Genomic DNA, 24,073 nt, shown 5'->3' with positions numbered 1-24,073 from the left:
GTCCGCCCGATCCATGGGTCCGGACACGTGGTTGCCGCTCTTTCGCTACGAGTCGTAGCGTATCTCCATCCGGGTGCCCCGTCGCAAGACCCCCTGGCGATCCGGGGACGTGAGCTGTCCCACTTTCCCGGCATGTCCGACTGCCGCAGAGGTCCACATGTCGCTACCGTTACGAGCCTCAGACAAGTTACTGGCAAGTAAATCGCAAGGAGGCTCGGTGGCCCCCACCACCCGGCAGCCCACGCCCCCGGGCCCCGCCGCGCCCCCACGAGGCAAGGGCCGCCCGCGCAGCGCCACCGCCGACCGGGCGATCCTCGACGCCACCCGCGATGCCCTCGCCGAACTCGGCTGGGGCGGGCTCACCATGGGCCACGTCGCCGCCCGGGCCGGAGTCGCCAAGACGACGCTGTACCGCCGCTGGCCCTCCAAGAACGAACTGGTGGTGGACGCGGTCGCCTCGCTCTTCGACGAGCTGGAGGTGGCCGACCTGGGCAGCCTGCGGGCGGACATCGAATCCGTGGTCGCCCAGTTCGCCGACCTGCTCGCCCGCCCGGAGACCCAGGCCGCCCTGCTCGCCCTGTTCGCCGAGGGCTCCCGCGACCCCCAGCTCCGCCTGCGCATCCGCGAACGGATCGTCGACCCGCAGAAGCACCTCGTCCAGCAGGGCCGCGCCCTCGCCCAGGCGCGCGGTGAGCTCGGCCACGACGAGGACGAGGCCAGCGCCACTGCGGAGATCGACATCATCTTCGACATCATCGCGGGCACCGTCGAACACCGCATGCTCGTCAGCGGCGAACCCGTCACCGGCGACTGGGTCAGCCGCTTCACCACCCTCCTCCTCAGCCCCCTCCCGGGGCTCACCGCCGCCCCGACCCCCTCCGACCAGGGGGGACACCCCCGCCGAAAGTCGGTGTTGCCGGGCGACCGCAGTGTGTGACGATTCGCGTTGCTGCCGGGGGGTGGCATCCGTTCGCGTCCGTGCGACCCGTGGGGTCGCGCCCTGCGAAAAGGGCGAATTCTGATGATATTTCAGCATCTCTGCTAATTGCGTCACCTGAAGACGCAGTCTCCTCCCTGGGCACAGCTGTCCATCGAGGAGAACGGCGAAAGTATGCGGAAGAAAGTCCCCAGGCACGCGGGCGTAGCGCGGCGCGCTCTGGCACAGGTGTTGGGCGCAACCGCCGTCGCCACTGCGGCATCGCTGGTCGTGGCGGTGGCACCGGCCACCGCCCACGCCACTGCCCGGGTCGCGGCTGATGCGGTGTCGGCCACGGAGCTGGCTTACTACCCCCTGAGCGATGGCTCCGGCACCACGGCGCACAACTACGTGCCGGGTGCGGACGGCGCACTCAGTGCTTCCGGGACCCGCTGGGACTTCGACGGCTGGGCCGACACACAGCACCCCGACTCGCTGTACCTGGACGGTTCGGCGGGCCAGGCGTCGACGCCGGTGCCGGTGGCGACCGACCGGTCCTTCGCGGTCGCGGCCTGGGTCAGCGACCGCACCACGCCCTTCATTCCGCCTGCGGCCCGGGTCCTGCTGTCCGAGGACGGCAGTCAGGTCTCCGGCTTCGCCCTGAAGATGAACGCGGACCGCACCTGGCAGTTCTCCATGCCAACCTCCGATTCCGCGAACGCCGCCTGGGACACCGCCGCCGCCCCCTCGCCCACCCCAGCCCCGGACCCCTTCGGCAAGCCCACGTGGATGCACCTGACCGGGGTCTACGACGCCGCCAAGGGCGAGATCAGGCTCTACGTCAACGGGACCAAGGTCGCGAGCGCCCCGCACACGTCGACCTGGAAGGCAAGCGGTGGCCTGCAGATCGGCCGTGGCCTGTCGGCCGGAGCACCGGCCGACCACCTGCTGGGAGACGTGCAGGAAGTCCACGCTTGGCAGGGCACGCTGACCGACGCGGACATAACGCGCGTGGTAGCCGCACCGTCGGCCCCGGACTACATGGCGCAGGCGGCGAAGGTCCGGGACGCCGTCTGCCGGCTCGGCTATGCCTTCCACACCGGTGGTCCGGCCGTGAAGGCAGCGGCTCTGGCAGGCCTGTCCGGCAGCGACGCCCAGAAGATCACCGCTTCGACCTCGTTCATCGGCCCCAACTCGACGGACCGTGACGCGGCACTGGCCAAGACCGACGAGCTGAACAAGCGGCACGATGCCTGGAACAGCCAACTCGCCGGCCTCACCGGGCCGCCCGCGAGGTCCGACTGGGATTTCCAGCACTCGCCCGACTTCGGCAAGGAGATCGGCGGCTTCTACGGCAACCGGATCTTCCTGGACGACCTGTCGTTCACCGACGCCGAGCTGTCGCCGCGAGCCTCGCAGACCTCGGTGGACGCGGCGGTGAAGGTCTACAACGCCCGCTACGGCCAGGACACCCCTGCGAATGCCGGGGACCGCCAGACCTGGGAGAACGTCCTTCACCCGAAGGATCCGACGAAGCCGCTACAGGCGGACGACTACCGCATGTTCCTGCAGTACGGCGGATTCCCGACCGCCGCACCGGCGCCCGGCTCGGTGGACTTCCGGACGGACGTGGAGGCGCTGAAAGTCCGCTTCGCGGGCTGCACCAGCACCTACCCGATCGACCCCCACAATGTGCTGAAGCCGGAGTCGATGTCAGCGGCTGCGGAGTGGAAGGCCGAGCTCGACGCACAAGCCGGGCCACGGGCCGACATCCTGGCCGCCGAGTCCATCGCATCCGCCGACCTGGCCACCGCCTCCGAGGCGATGGTTGAGGCGGTCGGACGATCCTGGACCGCCGGTCAGCTCACCAAGTGGCAGGCGTACTGGCTGAATTTCAAGCCGAAGGACTCCCTCTCCTTCCCCAAGCCCGCCATCTTCGACCAGGTCAAGCGAGCGATCGCGGACGACCAGAACCGGGCGAAGGCCCAGCTCGACATCGCCAACAAGGCCGCCGCCGAAGCCCAGAGCCAGGCGGCGAAGGTGACGGCCGCCCAGGCCACGGCGGGCGCCATCGCCGCCGCCAACAACACCCCGTACGGCCGAGGCCTCGCCTACGCCCAGCAGTCGGCGCAGGTCGCCAAGGCATCGGCCGCCGCCGCACAGGCTGCTGCCAAGTCCACCGAGACGGCCTACAACGCGACCAAGGCGAACAGTGCGGACAGTGCCGCACTGGTCGCGCTGGCGCAGACCCAGGCGCACGGGCAGCAGGCCGAGTTCCAGCGGGCCGCTGCCCAGGAAGCCGCTGACCAGGCCCACACGGCAGCGGTCGCGGCCAAGGCGCAGGCCGCGCAGGCCGCCCAGCAGGCGGCTCGGGCTCACACCGACCGGGCGACCGCCGAGAAGGCGGAGCAGACCGCCCGGGACGCGGCCGGCCGGGCCGCCCAGCAGCAGGCGGTCGCGGAGCAGGAGCGTGGCAAGGCCGCCCAGTTCCGGGCCACCGCCGACAGCGAGCGGGCCAAGGCCGGTGCGGCAGAGGCCACGGCGAAGTCCCAGGACGACGCCGCCCAGGCCGCCCGCGACAAGGCGCAGGCCGCCGCCGGCACCGCCGCGACCAAGCGCAGCGACGCCGAGGCCGCCGAGGCCAAGGCCGCCACGGCCCGCAACACCGCATGGGACTCCGAGGCCAGACGCGACGCGCTGGCCGCCAAGGCCGCCGCCAGCGAGGCGGCGGCAGCCGCTGCGGACGGCACCCAGTCGGCCGCCGACGCACGGTCGGCGGCAACGCAGGCGCGCGCCGAGGCGGATGACGCCGGCACGGCCGCTACGGCGGCGCGTGCGGCGGCAGTCGACGCCACCACGGCTGCGGTGGCCGCCCGGCAGGCCGCCACCGAGGCCACCGGCGCCGCCGACCGCTCCCAGGCCGCCGCCAACGCGGCCGGTGCCGATGCCGCGACCACCAAGGCCCAGGCGGCGACAGCGCATTCGGCCGCCGCCGACGCGATCAACGCGACCGACCAGGCGAACGGCAATGCCAACATCGCCCAGGCGATGGCCGGCAAGGCCAAGACCGAGGCGGACGCGGCGAAGGCCGACGCCGCGGCGGCCCGCGCCGAGGCCGACCAGGCCCAGGCAGGCAGCGCGGTGACAGCCGGTCAGGCATACGCGGCCGCACTCGCCGCGAGCGCGGCGGGCGACTCCGCCGCAGCCGTGACCAGGCCCGCCAACGACGCGATCGCCCTGGGCACCCCGTTCCGCGAGACCGACTCCTCCGCCGGTCTGGCCGTCCTGGTCGGACAGGACGCCAAGACCTTCGCCCAGCAGCAGGACGCGCTGGCCAAGGCCAAGGCGGCCCAGGCGACCCAGGCCGCCAAGGACGCGGCAGCGGCTGCGGCCAAGGCCGACAAGGACGCCAAGGCAGCGGCCCAGTCCGCCGCCACGGCAGCGAGCGAGGCTGCCAACGCGCTCCAGTCCGCCGCCGACGCACACGCCTCGGCAGCGGCGGCAGCCACCGACGCGGCAGCAGCCGCCAAGGCCGACGCGGACACTGCCCAGCTCAACGCCCAGGCACAGCAGAGTGCAGCAGCGGCAGCCACCGCAGCAGCAGCGGCGGCAGGCGACGCGGCAGCGGCGCGTAACTCCGCCACCGCCGCCGAGCAGGACGCCGCGAGCGCCCGTCAGGCGGCGTCGGCGGCCACCACGGCCGCCGACCAGGCCCGGGCCGCGGCAACCCAGGCCGACAAGGACGCCACCGCCGCCGAGCAGGCGGCAGCGAATGCCCGGCAGAGTGCCGAACAGGCCCAGCAGGCCGCGCAGCAGGCCGACGCGCAGCAGGCCCAGACCACGCTCAGCAACGGCGGAGCCAGCGGCATCGCGCACATGTTCACCCAGCAGAAGATCGTCCCGCTGGAAGACCCGAAGCCTGAGAACGACTGCGTAGTCGGGTTCGGCAACAGCGGCTGCGACGTCACGTTCACGCTGCACTTCAGCCTGACGATCGACTTCTACGTCTGCGACGACCCGTCCGCCCCGGGCGATGTCACCGCTGCCACCTGCCCGGCCGCGAGCATCACCTGGCTCGGCAACCAGACCAGCGAGCAGACCGCACACGTCAAGAAGCACTTCAGCACCTTCGACCTAGCCAAGATCATCGACACGGCATTCCTCAAGGGCCTGTGGGTCGGCCTCACCGACGACTTCGTCAACTGCTCCAAGGGCAGCGTCAGCGGCTGCCTCTGGGCCGCCTCCTGGTTTGTCCCACCGGCCAAGATCGCCAAGGCCGCCGACCTGGCCCGCGCCCTCGACGCGGCGCTCGTCACAGGCGTCGGCGTCACCGACGCGTTCAAGGCCCTGAAGGCGCTGGACCTGGACGCCAAGGCGCTCGCCGCGATCGAGGCGGAGGTCCATGTTGTCGAGGATGCCCTCGGCGGCTGCCTCCGCAACAGTTTCACAGGCGACACCCAGGTACTGATGGCCGACGGTTCGCACAAGGCGATCAGATCCGTTCGGATCGGCGACCGGCTGACCGCGACTGACCCGGCGACCGGTGAGCTGCGAGCGGAGCCGGTGACCGCCGCCTTCGCCCACGGCACCGAGCACCTAGTGGACATCTCCCTCGCCGACAGTGGCCGCCTGACCAGCACCACCGGTCACCGGGTGTACGTCACGCAGCGCGGCTGGGTCTTCGCTTCCGAGCTTCGAACCGGTGACCTGCTGCGGGCAGAAGACGGAACCGTCCACGCCGTCAGCGCTCTGCGCGACCGTGACGGCCTCGCTCCGCAGACGGTTTACGACCTGACCGTCGACGGCCTGCACACGTTCTACGTGCGCACCGCCGGAGCCCGGCCGCAGGACCTACTGGTCCACAACTGCAACAATCTCGCGGCTGACGGGCTAAATTACCCTGACCTGGCCCACACCCTCACCGAGCACGTCAACGTCACTCCTGAGAAGGCAATCGAACTGGCTGAGAAAAAATTGGAGAGAGGTCTGGCAGGTATCAACGGCGTCTTCATCGACGAACAGCTCGCCCAGCAGGTGACCGACTACGGAATCGCCAACGACGTGGTCAACAGGCCCAGAAAGCTCGCCAACTGGCTGTCCGGCAGCAGCACCGCAAACTACGAGATCCCGGTGATCTTCGGCGCGAAGAACTCGATCGGCACCATGTACAAGGCCGACGGCAGTTTCGCCGCCGCCGGCAACCGAGCCATGGTGGTGCTCAAGAAAATGCCTGGTCACTCTCGCGGATACATTGTCCTGACGGCCTTTCCGGTCGGGTGAAAGAGGAATGATGACAGAACACCTCACAGAGTTCGACTTCGGCCTGACCGGACTCACCACCCAGTTCCACAGCGACTGGACTGGGACACCGCAGGAGATCATCGAGCGTTGCGCCGACAGCTCGCCGGCCGCGCACGCGATCCTTGAGGACGTGCTCCGACTTCTTGAGTCACCGCTTCCCACCTGGGCGATTACCGTGCTCTGGCAGGCGGCAACAGGACGGGAGTTCGACCTGGCCTACCTGGGAATCGACGGCCGTGACTGGTTGCACCAGATCGTGGACGTCTGCACAGAACGGGTCCGGCGGGACGACCCAGCCTTCGTGGCCGCCACCCCGCCGCCTGCACCAAACGCGCTCACCGGCGCGGTGCTGGACGAGCTGCTGGCGGCGGGCCCCGCACTGACGACTTCAACCATGAGCCGTGACAGCTGCGAGGTCTCCGGTGTAGTGCCCGCGTTGGAGCTGGTCATCACTCAGGTCAGCCCGGACCTGGGGTTCCGGCTCTTCCTGCGAGCCATGGCGAGGTACTGGGTTCCGATCAACTCGGTCCAGTACAATCGGTTCATCGCCCTGGGAGAGCTGTTCGGTTATGGCGATTTCCATGTCAACGATGTGCAATTCCTGCTGGATGTGGCCGCCGACTGACCGCCAGTAGAAATAACCGGAACGTAGACCTACGGTGCGAGATTCCTTGCATCCCGCACCGTAGGTCTACGTGCGTCTGGGGATTCCGAAGGTCACACCTGGTACCGGTCCGGGGCGAAGGCGTGGAGGTTGGCCGCGATCCAGGCGGAGGTGCGCCGCAGGCCCTCGTCCAGGGTGACGCGCGGGTGCCAGCCGGTCAGCTCGCGGGCCTTGGTGTTGTCGGAGAGCAGGCGTTCGACCTCGCTGCCGGCCGGGCGGAGGCGGGACGGGTCCACGACCACCCGGGCGTCGGTGCCGGAGGCGGTGATCAGGGCCTCGACCAGGTCGCCGATGGAGATCTCGGTGCCGGTGCCCAGGTTGAGCACCTCGCCGTACGCGCGCTCGGAGCGGGCCGCCGCGAGGAAGCCCTCGGCGGTGTCGGTGGCGAAGGTGAAGTCGCGGGTGGGGGTGAGCGAGCCGAGCCTGATCTCCCGTCCGCCCGAGTGCAGTTGGGCCAGGATGGTGGGGATCACCGCGCGGGCCGACTGGCGCGGGCCGTAGGTGTTGAACGGGCGGACGACCGAGACCGGCAGCTCGAAGGAGTGCCAGTACGAGAGGGCCGTCATGTCCGCGCCGATCTTCGAGGCGGAGTACGGCGACTGCGGCTGCAGCGGGTGCTGCTCGCTGATCGGCGCGGTGATCGCCGTCCCGTACACCTCGCTGGTGGAGGTGTGGACCAGGCGGGCGCCGTGCCGCAGGCAGGCCGCCGCGACGTTCTGGGTGCCGACCACGTTGGTCTGGACGTACGCCTCGGGCGCCTGGTAGCTGTACGGGATGCCGATCAGCGCGGCGAGGTGGAAGACGGTGTCGCACCCCTCCACCGCGTCCAGCACCCGGCCCGCGTCCCGTACGTCGCCTGCGAGCATCTGCACCTCGCCGCTCGCCAAGTAGGGGGCGAGGTAACCGCGTTCGGCGTACGGCTTGTAGTGCACCAGGGCCCGCACCTCCGCTCCGCGCTCCACCAGCAGGTCCACCAGCGTGCTGCCGATGAAGCCCTCCGCGCCGGTCACCAGTACGCGCTTGCCGGTCCAGTCGTTCATGCGGCACTCCTCAGGTCGTTGGGGATACAGGGCTCGTCGGGGATGCAGGGCGTTCGCCCGATGGTTCGCAGCACCTTGGCCGCCAGCAGGTCGGCCGCCCGGGCGTGGGTGCCCGGGTCGGCGGCGCGGCCCATGGCGGCGAGCCGCAGCGGGTCGGCGAGCAGTGGCTCGACGAGGGAGGCGAGCCGCTCGGCCGTGCAGTCGCCGTCCGGCAGCAGCACCCCGGCCCCGGCGTCCGAGAGGACGCGGGCGTTGTGGGTCTGGTGGTCGTGCGGGGCGTGCGGGTACGGCACCAGGACGGACGGCAGGCCGACGCTCGCCAGCTCGGCGACCGTCGCCGAGCCGGCCCGGCAGACCACCAGGTCGGCGGCGGCGTACGCGAGGTCCATCCGGTCCAGGTAGGGCACCGCCGTGGCGATCGGCGAGCCCGCCAGCCGGGCCCGGACCTCGTCCAGCGCGGCCGGACCGGTCTTGACCAGCAGCCGGACGTCCGTCCGGTGCCGCCAGCGCGCGGCGAGGCCCACGGCCGCCTCGGTCAGCCGGGCCGCGCCCAGGCTGCCGCCGTTGAACAGCACCAGCCGCTCGCCGGGCGCGACGCCCAGCAGGAGCCGGGCGGCCGGCCGCAGCGCGGCCCGGTCCAGACCGGCGACCGCGCCGACCATCGGCATCCCGACCGTCTCGGCCGAGGCGGCCGTGCCCGGCGGCAGGTGCTCGCGGGTCCGGTCGAAGGCCAGTGCGATGTGCGGGGTGAGCCGGGCGGCGAAGCGGTTGGCCCGCCCGGGGACGGCGTTGGACTCGTGCACCACGCTCGGCAGCCCGGCCAGCCGTGCGCCGACGATCACCGGCGCGCTCGGGTAGCCCCCCATTCCGACCGCGATCTGGGCGCCCTGCTCGCGCAGGATCTCCCGGCACTGCGCACCCGAGCGCAGCAGGTCGGCGGGCAGCAGGTAGCGGCGCAGCCCGAGCGAGGCGTCGAACGGGATCATGTCGACGGTGTGCAGCCGGTAGCCGGCCTCCGGGATCAGGCGGGTCTCCAGGCCGCGTTCGGTCCCGACGAAGGAGACCACCGCCGCCGGGTCGGCCCGGCGCAGCGCCTCGGCGAGCGCCAGGCCCGGGTAGATGTGGCCACCCGTCCCACCTGCTCCGATCACCACGGACAAGCTGTTCTCTGTCATGACACCGGAGCCTGTCCGGCCGGGGTAAGAGAGTTCTAATAGGCCGGTTTGAGACTCTTGTCCCCATGAGCAGCCCGTTGAACGGTTCGTTGAGCAGCGCTTTCAAGGTCCTGGTGGTGGACGACGACCCGGAGGTGCGGGCGGCGGTCGAGGACGGACTCGCCGTCGAGGGGTACGTGGTGCGGGGCGCGGCCGACGGGCTGGCCGGGCTGACGGAGCTGGCGGCCTGGCAGCCCGACGCCGTCGTGCTGGACGTGATGATGCCGGTGCTGGACGGCCTGGCGGTGTGCCGCCGGGTGCGGGCGCTCGGCGACCGGGTGCCGATCCTGGTGCTGACGGCGCGGGACTCGGTGAGCGACCGGGTGGACGGGCTGGACGCGGGGGCCGACGACTACCTGGTGAAGCCGTTCGCGCTGGACGAGCTGACCGCCCGGCTGCGCGCCCTGCTGCGCCGGGCCGCACCCGCCGAGCCGGACCGGGCGTACACCTTCGGCGACCTGACGGTCGACCCGGTCAGCCGGTCGGGCCGCCGGGCCGGGCGGGCGCTGGAGTTCTCCCGGACCGAGTTCGCCCTGCTGGAGTTGCTGCTGCTGCACCCCGGGCAGGTGCTGCCGCGCGAGTTGATCATGGAGCGGGTCTGGGGGTCGGACTTCGGCCCGGACTCCAACTCCCTTGCGGTGTACGTCGGATACCTGCGCCGCAAGCTCGAAGCGGGCGGCGAAACACGGCTCGTGCACACCGTGCACGGGGTCGGCTACCGGCTGGACGAAGGATGAGGGCGCACGCCCGCTGGCGGGCCCGCCGCCCGCTGCGCACCCGGCTGGCACTGGTCACCTCGGCGGCGGCGGCGCTGGTCACGCTGGGGGTGTGCGCGGCCGGATTCACCATCATCCGCTACGAGTTGGTGCACCAGCTCGACCTGACGCTGACCCAGCACGCGACGCTCGTCCAGCAGCAGTACCGGGGCCAGGGCCCGCAGGTGGTCTACGGCGAGTGCGGGTACCTGGCGGCGCCCGCGTGCACCCAGATCGTCCCCGCCGACCCGGCCGCCGACCCGCCGAGGCCCTACCTGCTGCCGGTCACGGCGGCGACCCGCGAGGTCGCGGACGGGCGGCGCGGCGGCTACTTCAGCGGCGTCACCGTCAGCGGGCACCCGGCCCGGATGCTCACCACCCGGTTCGGCACGGGCCAGGCGGTGCAGGTGGCGCTGCGTTCGGACGCCGTACAGAACGGGATCACCCAGGCCGGTGAGCTGATGGCGGTGGTGGCGGGCGCGGGCATCCTGCTGGCGGGCGGCCTCGGCTACGCGGTGGCCCGGACGGGGCTGGCGCCGGTCGCCCGGCTGACGGCGACGGCCGAGCGGATCGCGGCGACCCGGGACGCCGGGGTCCGGATCGACCTCCCGGCGGGGCGCGGCGAGGACGAACTGACGCGGCTGGCGCGGACGTTCAACACCATGCTCGGAGCGCTGGAGCAGTCCGTGACGGCCCAGCGGCGGCTGGTCGCGGACGCCTCGCACGAGCTGCGGACACCCCTGACGGCGCTCCGCACCAATGCCGAACTGCTGGCGAAATCGGACAGGTTGACGGAGGCCCAGCGAGCACGGGCGACCGCCGGGCTGCAACGGCAGTTGCGCGAGGTGACGGGTCTGGTCAACGACCTGATCGAGCTGGCCCGGGACGAGGAGCCGCAGGCGCTGGTGGAGTCCGTCCGGCTCGGCGCGCTGCTGGCGCACTCGGTGGACACCGCCCGGGGGCACTGGCCGCAGATCGAGTTCCGCACCGCCGGCACCGGCGACCCGACCGTGCCGGGCGTACCGGCCCGGCTCTCCCGGCTGCTCGCCAACCTGCTGGACAACGCGGCGAAGTTCAGCCCGCCGGGCGGGCCGGTGGAGGTCACCCTGCTCGCCCTGCACGAGGGCGACGGGCCAGAGCTGACCGTCCGCGACCACGGCCCCGGCATCGCGCCCCAGGACCTGCCGTACGTCTTCGACCGCTTCTACCGGGCCTCCACCGCGCGGGCGCTGCCCGGCTCGGGTCTGGGCCTTGCGATGGCCCGGCAGATCGCCCGCGCGCACGGGGCCGACCTCACGGTGGAGGCGGCCCCGGGCGGCGGTGCGCTGTTCAGGCTGCGGTTCGCCTAGACGGTAAGGCGAACCTCAAGGAGTGCCTGCCCGCTTGCCTAGAAGGACGGGATCTCGCGGTAGACGCCCCACTCGGCCCGCAGCGCGTTGCAGATCTCGCCGAGGGTGGCCTCCGCGCGGACGGCGTCCAGCATCGGCGGGATCATGTTGTCGCCCGAGCGGGCGGCGGCGAGCATCGCGTCCAGGCCGGCCCGGACGGCGTCCTCGTCGCGGGCGGCCTTGCGGGCGGCCAGCACCCGGACCTGCTCGCGCTCCACCTCGTGGCTGACCCGGAGGATCTCCAGCTCGGGGGTGACGCTGCGCGGGTGGCAGTTGACGCCGACGACCCGCTTCTCGCCCTTCTCCAGCGACTGCTGGTACTGGAAGGCGGCCTCGGCGATCTCGCCGGTGAAGTAGCCCTCCTCTATCCCGCGCAGGATGCCCGAGGTCATCGGGCCGATCGCGTGCTCGTCCCGGCCCTTGTAGAGGCTGGCCTTGTCCAGGATGCGCTGGAAGATCTCCTCGGCCTGCGCCTCGATCTTGTCGGTCAGCGCCTCGACGTACCAGGAGCCGCCCAGCGGGTCGGCGACGTTGGTGACGCCGGTCTCCTCCATCAGCACCTGCTGGGTACGCAGCGCGATCTCGGCGGCCTGCTCGGACGGGAGCGCGAGCGTCTCGTCCAGGGCGTTGGTGTGCAGCGAGTTGGTGCCGCCGAGCACGGCCGAGAGGGCCTCGACGGCGGTGCGCACCACGTTGTTGTACGGCTGCTGGGCGGTCAGCGAGACGCCGGCCGTCTGGGTGTGGAAGCGGAGCCACTGCGCCTTGTCGGTCTTGGCGCCGTACTTCTCCTTCATCCAGCGGGCCCAGATCCGGCGGGCCGCGCGGAACTTGGCGATCTCCTCGAAGAAGTCCAGGTGCGCGTCGAAGAAGAACGACAGACCGGGCGCGAAGACGTCCACGTCCAGGCCGCGCGAGAGGCCCAGCTCGACGTAGGCGAAGCCGTCCGCCAGCGTGTACGCCAGCTCCTGCGCGGCCGTCGCACCGGCCTCGCGGATGTGGTAGCCGGAGACCGAGAGCGGCTTGTACGCGGGGATGCCCTCGGCGCAGTACGCCATCAGGTCGCCGATCAGGCGCAGGTGCGGCTCGGGGGCGAAGAGCCACTCCTTCTGGGCGATGTACTCCTTGAAGATGTCGGTCTGGAGGGTGCCGTTGAGCACCGCCGGGTCGACGCCCTGGCGCTCGGCGGCGACCAGGTACATGCAGAAGATCGGGACGGCCGGGCCGCTGATCGTCATCGAGGTGGTGACACCGCCGAGCGGGATGTCGTTGAACAGCACCTCCATGTCGGCGGCCGAGTCGATGGCGACACCGCAGTGGCCGACCTCACCGAGCGACTTGGCGTCGTCGGAGTCGTAGCCCATCAGGGTCGGCATGTCGAAGGCGACCGAGAGGCCGCCGCCGCCGGAGTCCAGGATCATCCGGTAGCGCTCGTTGGTCTGCTCGGCGTTGCCGAACCCGGCGAACTGGCGGATGGTCCAGGTGCGGCCCCGGTAGCCGGTGGCGTGCAGGCCACGGGTGTACGGGTACTCGCCCGGCCAGCCGATCCGCTCGAAGCCCTCGACCGGCTGCCCGGCGGGCGGGCCGTAGACCGGCTCGACCTGCTCGCCGCTCAGGGTGGTGAAGTCCGCGTCGCGCTTGCGGGCCTTGTCGTACCGCTGCTGCCAGCGCTGCCGGCCGGCCTCGATCTCGTCGGCGTCCATCGACTCCGTACTCCACTCCGTACGGCCGCCACGGCATCGGGACGGCACAGCTAGTAGGACGTCCTACCAATTTACTCGGACGTCCTAGTATCTGTCGATGGCTGCCCGGTAATGGAACGGCGCCCCTGCGCAGCCACGGGCTGCGCAGGGGCGCCGGAAGACCTCGGCCCGGTCAGGCGCTGACGGGCTCGGGTGCCACGACCAGGGGCGCGACCTCGCGGGAGACCTTGCGCTCGACGAAGAAGGCGGCCGTCGGCACGGTGCCCGCGAGGAGCACCCAGACCAGCTTGCCCATCGGCCACTTCGCCTTGGTCCCGAGGTCGAAGGCGAAGACCAGGTAGACCACGTACAGCCAGCCGTGGGCGATGCCGACGGCGGTGGTGAAGCCGGCCGCACCCGAGATACCCAGCACGTACTTGGCGATCACGCCGAGGGTCAGCAGGACAAGGAGGACACCCGTGACATACGCCATGGCCCGGTAGCGGGTCAGCACACTCTGCTTCATGCCAACGAGGGTAGCCGTCCACTTCGGGTGCTTTTGCCGCACCCCCGCCGCACCTCGTCGCGCACTCCCGCCGCACCCCGTCGCGCACCCCCGTCGCGCACGCCCGCCGAGCACCCCCGGCTCACGGGGCCCCGCCCCGGGGAGCGGCGCCGGGGAGCGGCCCCGGCGGGCGGCGCCGCTACGCACTCAGGGCTGCTCGGGCGGGGTGAAGTCGCCGGCGTCCACCCGCAGCGGGCGGAGCAGCTCGAAGACCTCGTGGCACTGCTCCGCGCCGTAGCCCTCCAGGCCGAAGTCCATCGCCATCAGCTCCCTGGTCGCCTGCTCGACCACCTCGCGTCCGCGCTCGGTGATGCTGGCGAGCACGCCCCGGCCGTCCATCGGGTTGGGCCGGCGGGCGACCAGTCCGGCCCGCTCCAGGCGGTCGACGGTGTTGGTGACGCTGGTGGGGTGGACCATCAGCCGCTCGCCGATCTTCGAGAGCGAGAGCTCACCGGTACGGCTGAAGGTGAGCAGCACCAGCGCCTCGTAGCGGGCGAACGTCAGCCCGTACGGCTTGACCACCGAGTCCACCCGAGACAGCAGGATCTGGTGGGCACGCATCACCGAGGTGATCGCCGACATGGCGGGGACGCCGCCCCACCGGCGGGTCCACAGTTCGTCGGCGCGGGCGATCGGGTCGAAGTCGAGAGCGAGGGGCTTGGCCACGCCCCCACCGTACCGGCGGGGCCGCGAGCGGGTAGCAGGTGTCCACGATGCCGGACAAGGCGGCGAGGCTGGCGAGGTCCCGCCACCGGCGGCCCGCACTCGGACCCTGCCCCTCGGTGATCGCAATGTGTCGGCAATGTTCGGGCCAGGACGGGCCGTTCCGCGAATTCGACGGACATTCAGCCTCCATTCGCACGGAAACCCTTGACCCGGGTAGCAGTATGCCCGATTTGTCAGGTCTTTTGACGGTCGGTCAACTCGATCCGAACCGAAGCGAACTGGCGGGATTTTGCCAATCCTTGCCGTAGATCTGTCATTTCATCACCAGCGTTGTCATGCTTGCGCCCAGCCCCGTTCGGCACCGGCCCCCCACCCCACCGGCCGCGCTGCCGTCTGACCGCACGGAGCAGCACGTCAGCATCCGTTCCGCCCCAGCAGGCGCCATCCCAGGTGCCCCGGAGCGCGATGCGACCGCGCACACGCGGTTGACCCGGAAGGAACCCGTACGTGAAGCGAAAGCTGACAGTCGGAGCCGTTCTGTCCGCCTCGGCGATCCTGGCCGGCGCGATCCAGGTGAGCGCCGGTACGGCGCAGGCCAACCCCAGCCCGGCCTCGGCCTCCCAGGCCGGACAGCAGCACAGCGAGCTGCTCGCCCTCGCGGCGAAGGCGGCCCCGGCGGCCGCCCGCGCCCTCGGGCTGGGCGCCCAGGAGCAGCTGATACCCAAGGACGCGGTGGTGGACGCCGACGGCACCCGCCACCTGCGCTTCGAGCGCACCTTCGGCGGCCTGCCGGTGCTCGGCGGCGACCTGGTGGTGCACGAGAGTGCGAGCGGTGCGCTGAAGTCGGTGGACGAGGCGGTGACCCGGCAGCTCACCCTGCCGAGCCTGACGCCCAAGCTCTCGGCCGCCCAGGCCTCCGCGCAGGCCACCGGCACCGTGCGGGCCGACATCGGGGTCAGCAAGGACGCGGACGAGGCCGCTCTCCAGGAGGTCGGCTCGGCGAGCCCGGCCGCGCTGGTCGTCTGGGCCGACTCCGGGGCCCCGCGCCTCGCGTACCGGACCACCGTCGAGGGCCTGCGGGCCGACGGCACCCCGAGCCGGCAGATCCTGGTGACGGACGCCACCTCCGGCGCGCTGCTCTCCTCGCACGAGGAGATCCAGACCGCCAACGCCACCGGCAGCGGCAAGGGCGTGTTCGTCGGCAGCGTGCCGCTGACCACCAACTACACCGGCAGCACGTACCAGTTGAAGGACGCCACCCGCGGCGGCCAGTCCACCACCAACCTCGCCGGGAAGACCTCCGGCAAGGGCACCCTGTACACCGACGCCGACAACGCCTGGGGCACCGGCGCGGCGTCCAACACCCAGTCCGCCGCCGTGGACGCCCAGTTCGGCGCGGCCGCCACCTGGGACTTCTACAAGAACACCTTCGGCCGCAGCGGCATCCGCAACGACGGCGTCGGCGCGTACAGCCGGGTCCACTACGGCAAGAACTACGTCAACGCGTTCTGGGACGACACCTGCTTCTGCATGACGTACGGCGACGGGGCCAGCAACACCCACCCGCTGACCGCGCTGGACGTCTCGGGCCACGAGATGAGCCACGGCGTCACCGCCGCCACCGCGGGCCTGAACTACTCGGGTGAGTCCGGCGGCCTGAACGAGTCCACCTCGGACATCATGGGCACGATGGTGGAGTTCTACGCCAACCTGCCCGCCGACAAGCCGGACTACCTGATCGGCGAGCTGATCAACATCAACGGCGACGGCAAGCCGCTGCGCTACATGGACCAGCCCTCCAAGGACGGCGGCTCGGCCGACTACTGGTCCGCCGGGGTCGGCAACCTGGACGTCCACTACTCCTCGGGCGTCGGCAACCACTTCTTCTACCTGCTGTCCGAGGGCAGCGGCGCGAAGACCGTCAACGGGGTCAACTACAACAGCCCGACCTCCAACGGCAGCAAGGTCACCGGCATCGGCCGGGACAAGGCCGCGCAGATCTGGTACCGCGCGCTGACCACGTACTTCACCTCGACCACCAACTACAAGGCCGCCCGCGTCGCGACCCTGAAGGCGGCGGCCGACCTGTACGGCGCGAGCAGCACCGAGTACGCCCAGACCGCCGCCGCCTGGAGCGGAGTCAACGTCAACTGACCCGGAGCACCCCGAACGCGCTGATGCCGGGCCCTCCGGAGGGGAGGCCCGGCATCAGCGCTGCGGCATTGCGCCCGGCAGGGCTCAGACGGTTACGGGCTCGGCCTTCGCCGGGGCCTCGCCGCGCTCCTCCTTGGCCAGCATCCGCTCGGCGAAGAACCCGCCGGTCGGCAGCACGGCGAGCAGGAAGAACAGGGCGGCGCGCTTGGCGGTCCAGCGCTGCTGCTGCCAGGCGAGGTAGAGGAACACCACGTACATGATGAAGAGCCCGCCGTGGATCCAGCCCATCGGCATCACGGCGTCGAAGCTCGTGGTGCGCTTGAGGACCGAGCAGGTCATCAGCAGGAGGAAGGACAGGCCCTCGGGGCCGGAGACAAGGCGCAGGCGGTGGACGGCGCTGCTCTTCACGATGGCTACCTCTTACTAGACGGTCGGCGGGCTTGTCCCGGTTCAGCGGCACTGTTCGGCGACGCTGTTCAACGACATTGTGAACGGGCGCACAAGCCGACACCCATTATCACCGACCGCACACCAGTGCCCCCGGCGGGGTGCCCCGGACCGCCGTCGCCGGCGGCGGACCCCCTATTCTTCTGCCGCACGCTTCTGAGGGACAGACGTGCGCGGACCCACGGGGGAGCCACCTTGTTCAAGATCGACTGGAATCGCCGGACCTGCTCGAAGCGCGGGCACGTCACCTACGCGCCCGCCGAGCCCGAGCTGCGCGCCCGGCTCGAAGCCCGTACCGAGCTCGGCGAGGCCTGGCGCTGCCTGCGCTGCGGGGACTTCGCGCTCGGCACGCCGCACGGCTCGGGCCCGGCGGCCGAGGCGCCGCTGGTGCCGCGCGGCAAGGCGCTGCGGGACCTCTTCATCCTGCGCTTCCTGGCGATCGAGCGGCTGTTCCGCGGCGTGCTGATCATCCTGGTGGCCTGGGCGGTCTGGAAGTTCTCCAACAGCCAGGACGCGGTGCGGCAGTTCTTCGACCAGAACCTGACCGTCTTCAAGTCGGTCACCGACCACTTCCACTACGACCTTGAGCACTCCCCCATCGTCGACACCATCCGCAAGACCTTCGACTACAAGCACAGCACCCTGCTGATCGTGGCGGCGGCGCTGCTGGCGTACGCGCTGATCGAGCTGGTCGAGGCGGTCGGCCTCTGGCTGGGCCGGCGCTGGGCGGAGTACCTCACGGTGGTGGCGACCGCCGCCTTCCTGCCGCTGGAGGGGTACGAGCTGACCCACCACGTCAGCGCGGTGAAGGTCGGCACGCTGCTGCTGAACGTCGCGGCGGTGGTCTGGATCCTGCTCTCCAAGCGGCTGTTCGGGCTGCGCGGCGGCGTGGTGGCGTTCGAGGCCGAGCGGCACTCGGCCTCGCTGCTGGAGGTCGAGGAGGCGGCCGGCACGGCGCCGGTCGCCGTGAAGAACCGGTAGTCATATGTCCCGAATGGGTAGCAGTACGCCCGTGCCCCTCCCCTGAAGCCGGAACCGGCCGTTACATTCACCCGGTGGCACAGTTTCGACTTCAGGGGTCCAAGGTCCTCGCCGTGGACATGGCGGGCGACTCGGTCAAGGCGCGCAACGGCAGCATGGTGGCCTACACCGGCCGGATGAGCTTCAAGAAGCTCAGCGGCGGCGGTGACGGCCTGCGCGGCATGGTCACCCGCCGGCTCACCGGCGAGCAGATGACGGTCATGGAGGTGAAGGGCGAGGGCACCTGCTACTTCGCCCTCAAGGCCACCCAGGTGAACCTGGTCCGGTTGAACGGCGAGACGCTGCACGTCGAGGCGGACAACCTGCTCTGCACCGAGGCGGGCCTGCGGACCGGCACCAGCTTCACCGGGCTGAACGGCATGGCCTCCGGCAACGGCCTGTTCACCACCACGGTGGAGGGCAACGGCTGGGCCGCCCTCACCTCCAACGGCCCGGCGATCGTGCTGCGGGTCTCCCAGGGCATGCCACTGCGGGTCGACCCCGGCGCGTACGTCGCGCACACCGGGAGCCTGAACCGGAGCCTGAAGTCGGGCGCGGGCTGGACGACCCTGATCGGCGAGGGCGGTGGCGAGGCGATGCAGGTGGAGTTCACCGGCGAGGGCCTGGTGTACGTCCAGCCGTCCGAGAAGCTGACCTTCGGGGGCGACGTCTGATGGGCTTCCAGCAGATCAACCCGAAGATGGTCGAGGCCCGGGTGGTTCCCGGCATGCGGGTGTTCAGCCAGCGCGGCGCGATGCTCGCCTACACCGGCGAGGTCGGTTTCACGCCCAACGTGATGGGCGGCCAGGGCGGTGTGATGTCGATGATCGGACGCCGGGTGGCGAACGAGGACACCCCGCTGATGACGGTCGAGGGCCAGGGCACCGTGCTGTTCGGCCACGGCGGGCACCACGTGCACGTGATCGACCTGGCCGGCGACGTGCTCTACGTGGAGGCGGACCGGCTGCTGGCCTTCGAGGGGTCGTTGCAGCAGTCCACCATGTTCATGGGCGCGCAGGGCGGCGTGATGGGCATCGTGCGCGGCCAGGTCACCGGCCAGGGCCTGTTCACCACCCAGCTGACCGGCAAGGGATCGGTCGCGGTGATGGCCCACGGCGGGGTGTTCGAGCTGCCGATCACCCCGGACCGGCCGGTGCACGTCGACCCGCAGGCGTACGTCGCGCACCGCGGCGACGTCCGCAACAAGCTGTCCAGCGCGCTCGGTTGGCGCGACATGATCGGGCGCGGCTCGGGCGAGGCGTTCCAGCTGGAACTGTCCGGGCACGGCGTGGTGTACGTGCAGGCGAGCGAGGAGAAGCTCTGATGTCCTACCCGCCGCAGCCGCCGTCGCAGCCCCCGTACCAGCCGCCCTACCAGCCGCAGCCCGGCTACTCGCAGCAGCAGGTCCAGCAGTCGTACCAGCCGACCGAGACCGCGCTGTCCGTCCCGCCGCAGTACCAGCAGCAGCCCCCGGGCGTCGGCACCGGCGGCGGCCCGGTCGTGCACGACGCACACAGCCTGCCCGTCAACGACAACGTCAACCCGTACGCCTTCTCGGTCGACCTGAACGGCCCGTACTACCTGCAGAAGGGCAAGATGATCGCCTACTACGGCGACATCAGGTTCTCCGGCATCGGGCAGGGCCGGATCGACCGGGTGCTGGAGCGGAACTTCAACTCTCCGCTGCACGCCTCGGACTGGGTGCTCGCCGAGGGGCGCGGCAAGCTGCTGCTGGCCGACCGGGCCTTCGACCTCAACTCGTACGACCTGGAGCAGGGCAATCTGACCGTCCGCTCGGGCAACCTGCTGGCCTTCGAGCCGTCGCTGGCGCTGAAGCAGTCGATCATCCCCGGGTTCCTGACGCTGCTGGGCACCGGCAAGTTCGTGGCCGCCTCCAACGGCCCGGTGCACTTCGTCGAGCCGCCCGTCCGGGTCGACCCGCAGGCACTGGTCGGCTGGGCGGACTGCCCGGCCCCCTGCCACCACTACGACCACGGGTACATGCACGGCCTGATCGGCGGGCTGCGCCATCTGACCGGACTGGGCGGGGCCTCCGGCGAGGAGCACCAGTTCGAGTTCGTCGGGGCCGGGCAGGTGCTGATGCAGTCCTCCGAGACCCTGATGGCCGAGCGCTCGGTGGGCCGGGTGGACGCCGAGCCCGGCGTGCCCGGCGGCGGGCCGCAACGGCAGTACCAGCAGCCGCAGAACGAGCTCAACGTGCCCGGGCTCGGCAATCTGGGCAACCTCGGCGACCTGGGCCGGCGGTTCGGCCTCTGACCCACCGCTCGTGACCCCTGCCGGGTGCGGAGCCGACGACCGGAGTCCTATTGTACAATATTTAACAATCACGGCTATGCTGGTCGGTATGGACACGCACACCAGCGACCCCGCAACGGACTCCGCCACTCCCCCCGCAGTCACGGAGGAGACCCCCTGGCTCACCGCCAAGGAGCAGCAGTTCTGGCGTGCCCATCTGGAGGTCAGCAAACTCCTCGACTACCAGCTGGGCCGTGAACTCCAGCCGCACAACCTGGCCAGCAACGACTACGAGATCCTGGTGGTCCTCTCCGAAGCCCCCGAACGCCGGCTGCGGATGACCGACCTCGCCACCGCGACCCTCCAGTCCAAGAGCCGGCTCTCGCACCAGATCACCCGGATGGAGACCGCCGGCCTGGTCCTGCGCCAGGACTGTCCCGGCGACCGCCGCGGCCTCTTCGCCCAGCTCACGGAACTCGGCTGGGCGACCATGCAGAAGGTCGCCCCGCACCACGTCCGCAGCGTCCGGGCCCACTTCATCGACCGCTTCACCCCCGAACAGATCGACACCCTGTACGCGGCCCTGGCCCCCGTGGCCGAACACCTCCGGGACCTGCGCGGCCGCGCCTGAGCTTGCAGCTCGCTCCCCTGTGCAGCTCGCCCGCCATGCAGTACCCCGGGGGCGCGGGGAACTGCGCGAGGCGGGAGGTGCGGCGCCGTTGCTTCCGGTTTCGCGCAGTTCCCCGCGCCCCCATGGGGTTAACCGTGAGCGTTCGGTGAACCCAGCGGAGCGTGCGGCGTAGTTCCCCGCGCCCCTGGGGGCCCTGCCCGGGTAGGGGCTAGCGGTCGGTGAGGCCGGAGACGAGTTCGTCCGCCGCGCCGTACGGATCCAGTTCGCCCGCGGCGACGCGTCCGGCGAGGGCGTCGAGGTGGCGGTCGCCTCGGAGGTCGCCGATCCGGGAGCGGAGGGCGGCCAGTGCGATGGCCTCGATCTCGGCGGCGGCCCGGCGGCGGCGGCGGACGGTCAGTTCGCCGGTCTCGGCCAGCCAGGCGCGGTGCTTCTCCAGGGCGTCGACCAGTTCGTCGATGCCCTCCTCGCGGGCGGCGACGGTCTTCACGATCGGCTGCCGCCAGTCGCCGGGCTCGCGGGCCTCGCCGAGGCCGAGCATGTGGTTGAGCTCGCGGGCGGTGGCGTCGGCGCCGTCCCGGTCGGCCTTGTTGACCACGAAGAGGTCGCCGATCTCCAGGATGCCGGCCTTGGCGGCCTGGATGCCGTCGCCCATGCCGGGCGCCAGCAGGACGACGGTGGTGTCCGCCTGGGCCGCGACCTCGACCTCGGACTGGCCGACGCCGACGGTCTCCACCAGGATCACGTCGCAGCCGGCCGCGTCCAGCACCCGCAGTGCCTGCGGTGCCGCCCAGGAGAGCCCGCCCAGGTGTCCCCGGGTGGCCATCGAGCGGATGAAGACGTCCGGGTCGGTGGCGTGGTCCTGCATCCGGACGCGGTCCCCGAGCAGCGCCCCGCCGGAGAACGGCGAGGACGGGTCGACGGCGAGCACCGCGACCCGCTTGCCGAGCCGCCGGTACGCCGAGACCAGCGCGGAGGTCGAGGTCGACTTCCCGACGCCGGGCGAGCCGGTGAGCCCCACGGTGTAGGCCCGCCCGGTGTACGGCGCGAGCGCGGCCATCACCTCGCGCAGTTGCGGCGAAGCGTTCTCCACCAGCGAGATCAGCCGTGCGACGGCCCGGGGCCTGCCCGCTCGCGCCTGCTCGACCAGCGTGGGGACGTCGATCATCAGGGGTTCTCCTCGATCGCGGAAGGGGCCGCACGCCGCTTGTGACGGCGTGCGACCCCGGAGGTACGTCGGACGGTCAGGCCTTGGGGGCCTTCACGATCAGCGCGGAGCCCTGACCGCCGCCGCCGCACAGCGCGGCCGCGCCGACACCGCCGCCACGGCGCTGGAGCTCCAGCGCCAGGTGCAGCACCAGGCGGGCGCCGGACATGCCGATCGGGTGGCCGAGCGCGATCGCGCCGCCGTTGACGTTGACGATCTCCTCGTCCACGCCCAGGTCCTTCATGGACTGGTACGCGACGGCCGCGAACGCCTCGTTGATCTCGATCAGGTCGAGGTCCTGGACGCCGATGCCCTCCTTGGCGAGAGCGTGCGAGATCGCGTTGGACGGCTGCGACTGGAGCGCGTTGTCCGGGCCCGCGACGTTGCCGTGCGCGCCGATCTCGGCGATCCAGCTCAGGCCCAGCTCCTCGGCCTTGGCCTTGCTCATCACGACCACGGCGGCGGCGCCGTCCGAGATCTGCGAGGCGGTGCCGGCCGTGATGGTGCCGTCCTTGGTGAAGGCCGGGCGCAGCTTGCCGAGGGTCTCGACGGTGGTCTCGGCGCGGATGCCCTCGTCCTGGCTGAACAGCACCGGGTCGCCCTTGCGCTGCGGGATCTCGACCGGGACGATCTCCGCGTCGAAGGCGCCGTTCTTCTGGGCGGCGGCGGCACGCTGGTGCGAGAGGGCGCCGATCGCGTCCTGCACGTCGCGGGCGATGCCGAGCCGGCCGTTGTGCTTCTCGGTGGACTCGCCCATCGGGATGTTCTCGTACGCGTCGGTCAGGCCGTCGTAGGCCATCGCGTCGATCATCTCGATCGCGCCGTACTTGAAGCCCTCGCGGGACTTCGGCAGCAGGTGCGGGGCGTTGGTCATCGACTCCTGGCCGCCGGCCACCACGATGTCGAACTCGCCGGCCCGGATCAGCTGGTCGGCGAGGGCGATGGCGTCCAGGCCGGAGAGACAGACCTTGTTCACGGTCAGCGCCGGGACGGTCATCGGGATGCCGGCCTTGACGGCGGCCTGGCGGGCCGGGATCTGGCCGGCGCCGGCCTGGAGGACCTGGCCCATGATCACGTACTGGATCTGGTCGCCGGTGACACCGGCCCGCTCCATGGCGGCCTTGATCGCGAATCCGCCGAGGTCGGCCCCGGAGAATCCCTTGAGCGAGCCGAGCAGCCGGCCCATCGGGGTTCGGGCGCCAGCGACGATCACTGAAGTAGTCATGAGACGAGCCCCTTCGCGCGTCAAAGGCCAGGAGAAGTGTGGGGATGCGGCTCAATGTACTGACCGGTCACCGCTGCGTCACCGGAGCCACGGTGTGATCAGCAGCACTGGCACTGTCCAGTCAACACCGTGTCAGCCCGTGCTGGGTGAATTGTGAGCAGGCTCGCACTCCGCGTGGTGGCGCGCGCCGAGCCCGATGCGCTCCACTGTTGCCACCATCGACTCAACCGGAGGTCCCGCCGTGCTGACCCGTATCGACCACATCGGCATCGCCTGTTTCGACCTCGACAAGACCGTCGAGTTCTACCGTGCCACCTACGGCTTCGAGGTCTTCCACAGTGAGGTCAACGAGGAGCAGGGGGTGCGCGAGGCGATGCTGAAGATCAACGACACCGGTGACGGCGGCGCCTCGTACCTCCAGCTGCTGGAGCCCACCCGGGAGGACTCGACCGTCGCCAAGTGGCTGGCGAAGAACGGCGAGGGCGTGCACCACATCGCGTTCGGCACGGCCGACGTGGACGGCGACGCCGCCGACATCAAGGCCAAGGGCGTCCGGGTCCTCTACGACGAGCCCCGGATCGGCTCGATGGGGTCGCGGATCACCTTCCTGCACCCCAAGGACTGCGGCGGCGTGCTGACCGAGCTGGTCACCTCCGCGACCACCGGCCACTGACCCCGCCGGGGCCGGGGCAGGACCCCGGCCCCGCCACAACTCGTCGGTAACCTGTGCTCGTTCCCCCCGGACCATCGCGATCCATGCCCACTGCCGTAGGATCTGACGGGTTCACGGGCAACGACCACGCCCGCGGACGCCAAGCAGGACGGCCGCCGGGCAGGCGGTCGCAGGGCGTGGAGCCTTCGCCGGTGGGCGGGCTGTGAAGCGTCAACCACTCCGAGGCCGAAAAGCTGAAGGGATTCCCTGTTCTTCTCGGGCGGGGAGGATGCCAA

At 71.0% G+C, this 24,073-nt stretch carries 20 protein-coding genes; 12 read left to right on the top strand and 8 right to left on the bottom strand.

All coding sequences use genetic code 11. From position 1 onward, the window contains the following. Positions 1-217: 217 nt before the first annotated feature. The 3 genes from ABD330_RS03460 to ABD330_RS03450 all read left to right on the top strand — a co-directional run bounded on the left by ABD330_RS03460 (position 218) and on the right by ABD330_RS03450 (position 6,842). Positions 218-937 carry a TetR/AcrR family transcriptional regulator gene (locus ABD330_RS03460; RefSeq protein WP_344460475.1) on the top strand — a complete coding sequence of 240 codons (720 nt, stop codon included), beginning with the start codon at positions 218-220 and terminating at the stop codon, positions 935-937. Positions 938-1,168: 231 nt separating this feature from the next. After that, positions 1,169-6,196: a polymorphic toxin-type HINT domain-containing protein gene (locus ABD330_RS03455; RefSeq protein ID WP_344460473.1), complete on the top strand. Its 5,028-nt coding sequence runs from the start codon at positions 1,169-1,171 to the stop codon at positions 6,194-6,196. Positions 6,197-6,206: 10 nt separating this feature from the next. Next, complete coding sequence (locus tag ABD330_RS03450; protein WP_344460471.1) at positions 6,207-6,842, top strand: hypothetical protein; 636 nt, start codon at positions 6,207-6,209, stop codon at positions 6,840-6,842. Positions 6,843-6,934: 92 nt separating this feature from the next. Here ABD330_RS03450 and ABD330_RS03445 read toward each other — a convergent pair whose 3' ends face one another. After that, a complete protein-coding gene (locus ABD330_RS03445; protein WP_344460469.1) occupies positions 6,935-7,921 on the bottom strand; it encodes an SDR family NAD(P)-dependent oxidoreductase in 987 nt (328 codons plus the stop codon). Continuing rightward, positions 7,918-9,096: a UDP-N-acetylglucosamine--N-acetylmuramyl-(pentapeptide) pyrophosphoryl-undecaprenol N-acetylglucosamine transferase gene (locus ABD330_RS03440; RefSeq protein WP_344460467.1), complete on the bottom strand. Its 1,179-nt coding sequence runs from the start codon at positions 9,094-9,096 to the stop codon at positions 7,918-7,920. Before ABD330_RS03440 ends, ABD330_RS03445 begins: the two co-directional genes overlap by 4 nt. A gap of 65 nt (positions 9,097-9,161) precedes the next feature. On the opposite strand from ABD330_RS03440, the gene ABD330_RS03435 reads away from it, so the two are divergent. Then, the gene (locus ABD330_RS03435) at positions 9,162-9,872 is read left to right on the top strand and encodes a response regulator transcription factor (protein ID WP_344460465.1); all 711 of its coding nucleotides are present in this window, start codon (positions 9,162-9,164) and stop codon (positions 9,870-9,872) included. Beyond that, positions 9,869-11,239, top strand: a complete 1,371-nt coding sequence (locus ABD330_RS03430; protein ID WP_344460463.1) for a sensor histidine kinase — start codon at positions 9,869-9,871, stop codon at positions 11,237-11,239. Before ABD330_RS03435 ends, ABD330_RS03430 begins: the two co-directional genes overlap by 4 nt. Before the next feature lie 38 nt (positions 11,240-11,277). Here ABD330_RS03430 and icmA read toward each other — a convergent pair whose 3' ends face one another. The 3 genes from icmA to ABD330_RS03415 form a co-directional block, all read right to left on the bottom strand. Beyond that, on the bottom strand, positions 11,278-12,978 hold the full coding sequence (icmA, locus tag ABD330_RS03425; protein WP_344460461.1) for a coenzyme B12-dependent isobutyryl-CoA mutase large subunit: 1,701 nt from the start codon (positions 12,976-12,978) through the stop codon (positions 11,278-11,280). A 172-nt stretch (positions 12,979-13,150) separates the two neighbouring features. Then, complete coding sequence (locus ABD330_RS03420) at positions 13,151-13,483, bottom strand: DUF3817 domain-containing protein (protein WP_344460459.1); 333 nt, start codon at positions 13,481-13,483, stop codon at positions 13,151-13,153. Positions 13,484-13,669: 186 nt separating this feature from the next. Beyond that, positions 13,670-14,188 (bottom strand): MarR family winged helix-turn-helix transcriptional regulator, encoded by a 519-nt coding sequence (locus tag ABD330_RS03415; protein WP_344460456.1) that lies wholly within the window; start codon positions 14,186-14,188, stop codon positions 13,670-13,672. Between the two features lie 507 nt (positions 14,189-14,695). Here ABD330_RS03415 and ABD330_RS03410 point away from each other — a divergent pair. Further along, positions 14,696-16,342, top strand: a complete 1,647-nt coding sequence (locus ABD330_RS03410) for a M4 family metallopeptidase (RefSeq protein ID WP_344460454.1) — start codon at positions 14,696-14,698, stop codon at positions 16,340-16,342. 84 nt (positions 16,343-16,426) lie between these two features. On the opposite strand, the gene ABD330_RS03405 is transcribed toward ABD330_RS03410, so the two are convergent. Next, positions 16,427-16,753 carry a DUF3817 domain-containing protein gene (locus ABD330_RS03405; protein WP_425555437.1) on the bottom strand — a complete coding sequence of 109 codons (327 nt, stop codon included), beginning with the start codon at positions 16,751-16,753 and terminating at the stop codon, positions 16,427-16,429. A 231-nt stretch (positions 16,754-16,984) separates the two neighbouring features. Here ABD330_RS03405 and ABD330_RS03400 point away from each other — a divergent pair, with 231 nt between their 5' ends. From ABD330_RS03400 to ABD330_RS03380, 5 genes are all read left to right on the top strand, one after another. After that, complete coding sequence (locus ABD330_RS03400; RefSeq protein WP_344460450.1) at positions 16,985-17,770, top strand: DUF2127 domain-containing protein; 786 nt, start codon at positions 16,985-16,987, stop codon at positions 17,768-17,770. Between the two features lie 74 nt (positions 17,771-17,844). Then, a complete protein-coding gene (locus ABD330_RS03395) occupies positions 17,845-18,483 on the top strand; it encodes an AIM24 family protein (RefSeq protein ID WP_344460448.1) in 639 nt (212 codons plus the stop codon). Then, a complete protein-coding gene (locus ABD330_RS03390; protein ID WP_344460446.1) occupies positions 18,483-19,133 on the top strand; it encodes an AIM24 family protein in 651 nt (216 codons plus the stop codon). The genes ABD330_RS03395 and ABD330_RS03390 overlap by 1 nt, the downstream gene beginning before the upstream one ends. Further along, complete coding sequence (locus ABD330_RS03385; protein WP_344460444.1) at positions 19,133-20,086, top strand: AIM24 family protein; 954 nt, start codon at positions 19,133-19,135, stop codon at positions 20,084-20,086. Before ABD330_RS03390 ends, ABD330_RS03385 begins: the two co-directional genes overlap by 1 nt. A gap of 88 nt (positions 20,087-20,174) precedes the next feature. Then, a complete protein-coding gene (locus tag ABD330_RS03380) occupies positions 20,175-20,696 on the top strand; it encodes a MarR family winged helix-turn-helix transcriptional regulator (RefSeq protein ID WP_344460442.1) in 522 nt (173 codons plus the stop codon). A 208-nt stretch (positions 20,697-20,904) separates the two neighbouring features. Here the strand turns inward: ABD330_RS03380 and meaB are convergent, their stop codons facing one another. Then, a complete protein-coding gene (gene meaB / locus ABD330_RS03375) occupies positions 20,905-21,861 on the bottom strand; it encodes a methylmalonyl Co-A mutase-associated GTPase MeaB (protein ID WP_344460440.1) in 957 nt (318 codons plus the stop codon). Positions 21,862-21,937: 76 nt separating this feature from the next. After that, positions 21,938-23,125, bottom strand: coding sequence for an acetyl-CoA C-acetyltransferase (locus tag ABD330_RS03370; RefSeq protein WP_344460438.1), 1,188 nt, complete (start codon positions 23,123-23,125; stop codon positions 21,938-21,940). Between the two features lie 241 nt (positions 23,126-23,366). On the opposite strand from ABD330_RS03370, the gene mce reads away from it, so the two are divergent. Continuing rightward, positions 23,367-23,798 (top strand): methylmalonyl-CoA epimerase, encoded by a 432-nt coding sequence (gene mce / locus ABD330_RS03365; protein WP_344460437.1) that lies wholly within the window; start codon positions 23,367-23,369, stop codon positions 23,796-23,798. Positions 23,799-24,073: the final 275 nt, after the last annotated feature.

The organism is Kitasatospora kazusensis (assembly GCF_039529945.1).
In the GTDB taxonomy this organism is placed as follows: domain Bacteria; phylum Actinomycetota; class Actinomycetes; order Streptomycetales; family Streptomycetaceae; genus Kitasatospora; species Kitasatospora kazusensis.
Note: the sequence above shows the minus strand (reverse complement) of the source record. Positions and strands in the feature narration are given on the sequence as shown.

What these genes read in the sequence shown, in the direction of transcription:
- ABD330_RS03450 (WP_344460471.1), top strand. Translation starts at nt 6,207, where the DNA reads ATGACAGAACACCTCACAGAGTTCGACTTCGGCCTGACCGGACTCACC.
- ABD330_RS03445 (WP_344460469.1), bottom strand. Translation starts at nt 7,921, where the DNA reads ATGAACGACTGGACCGGCAAGCGCGTACTGGTGACCGGCGCGGAGGGC.
- ABD330_RS03440 (WP_344460467.1), bottom strand. Translation starts at nt 9,096, where the DNA reads ATGACAGAGAACAGCTTGTCCGTGGTGATCGGAGCAGGTGGGACGGGT.
- ABD330_RS03435 (WP_344460465.1), top strand. Translation starts at nt 9,162, where the DNA reads ATGAGCAGCCCGTTGAACGGTTCGTTGAGCAGCGCTTTCAAGGTCCTG.
- ABD330_RS03430 (WP_344460463.1), top strand. Translation starts at nt 9,869, where the DNA reads ATGAGGGCGCACGCCCGCTGGCGGGCCCGCCGCCCGCTGCGCACCCGG.
- icmA (WP_344460461.1), bottom strand. Translation starts at nt 12,978, where the DNA reads ATGGACGCCGACGAGATCGAGGCCGGCCGGCAGCGCTGGCAGCAGCGG.
- ABD330_RS03420 (WP_344460459.1), bottom strand. Translation starts at nt 13,483, where the DNA reads ATGAAGCAGAGTGTGCTGACCCGCTACCGGGCCATGGCGTATGTCACG.
- ABD330_RS03390 (WP_344460446.1), top strand. Translation starts at nt 18,483, where the DNA reads ATGGGCTTCCAGCAGATCAACCCGAAGATGGTCGAGGCCCGGGTGGTT.
- ABD330_RS03385 (WP_344460444.1), top strand. Translation starts at nt 19,133, where the DNA reads ATGTCCTACCCGCCGCAGCCGCCGTCGCAGCCCCCGTACCAGCCGCCC.
- ABD330_RS03380 (WP_344460442.1), top strand. Translation starts at nt 20,175, where the DNA reads ATGGACACGCACACCAGCGACCCCGCAACGGACTCCGCCACTCCCCCC.
- meaB (WP_344460440.1), bottom strand. Translation starts at nt 21,861, where the DNA reads ATGATCGACGTCCCCACGCTGGTCGAGCAGGCGCGAGCGGGCAGGCCC.
- ABD330_RS03370 (WP_344460438.1), bottom strand. Translation starts at nt 23,125, where the DNA reads ATGACTACTTCAGTGATCGTCGCTGGCGCCCGAACCCCGATGGGCCGG.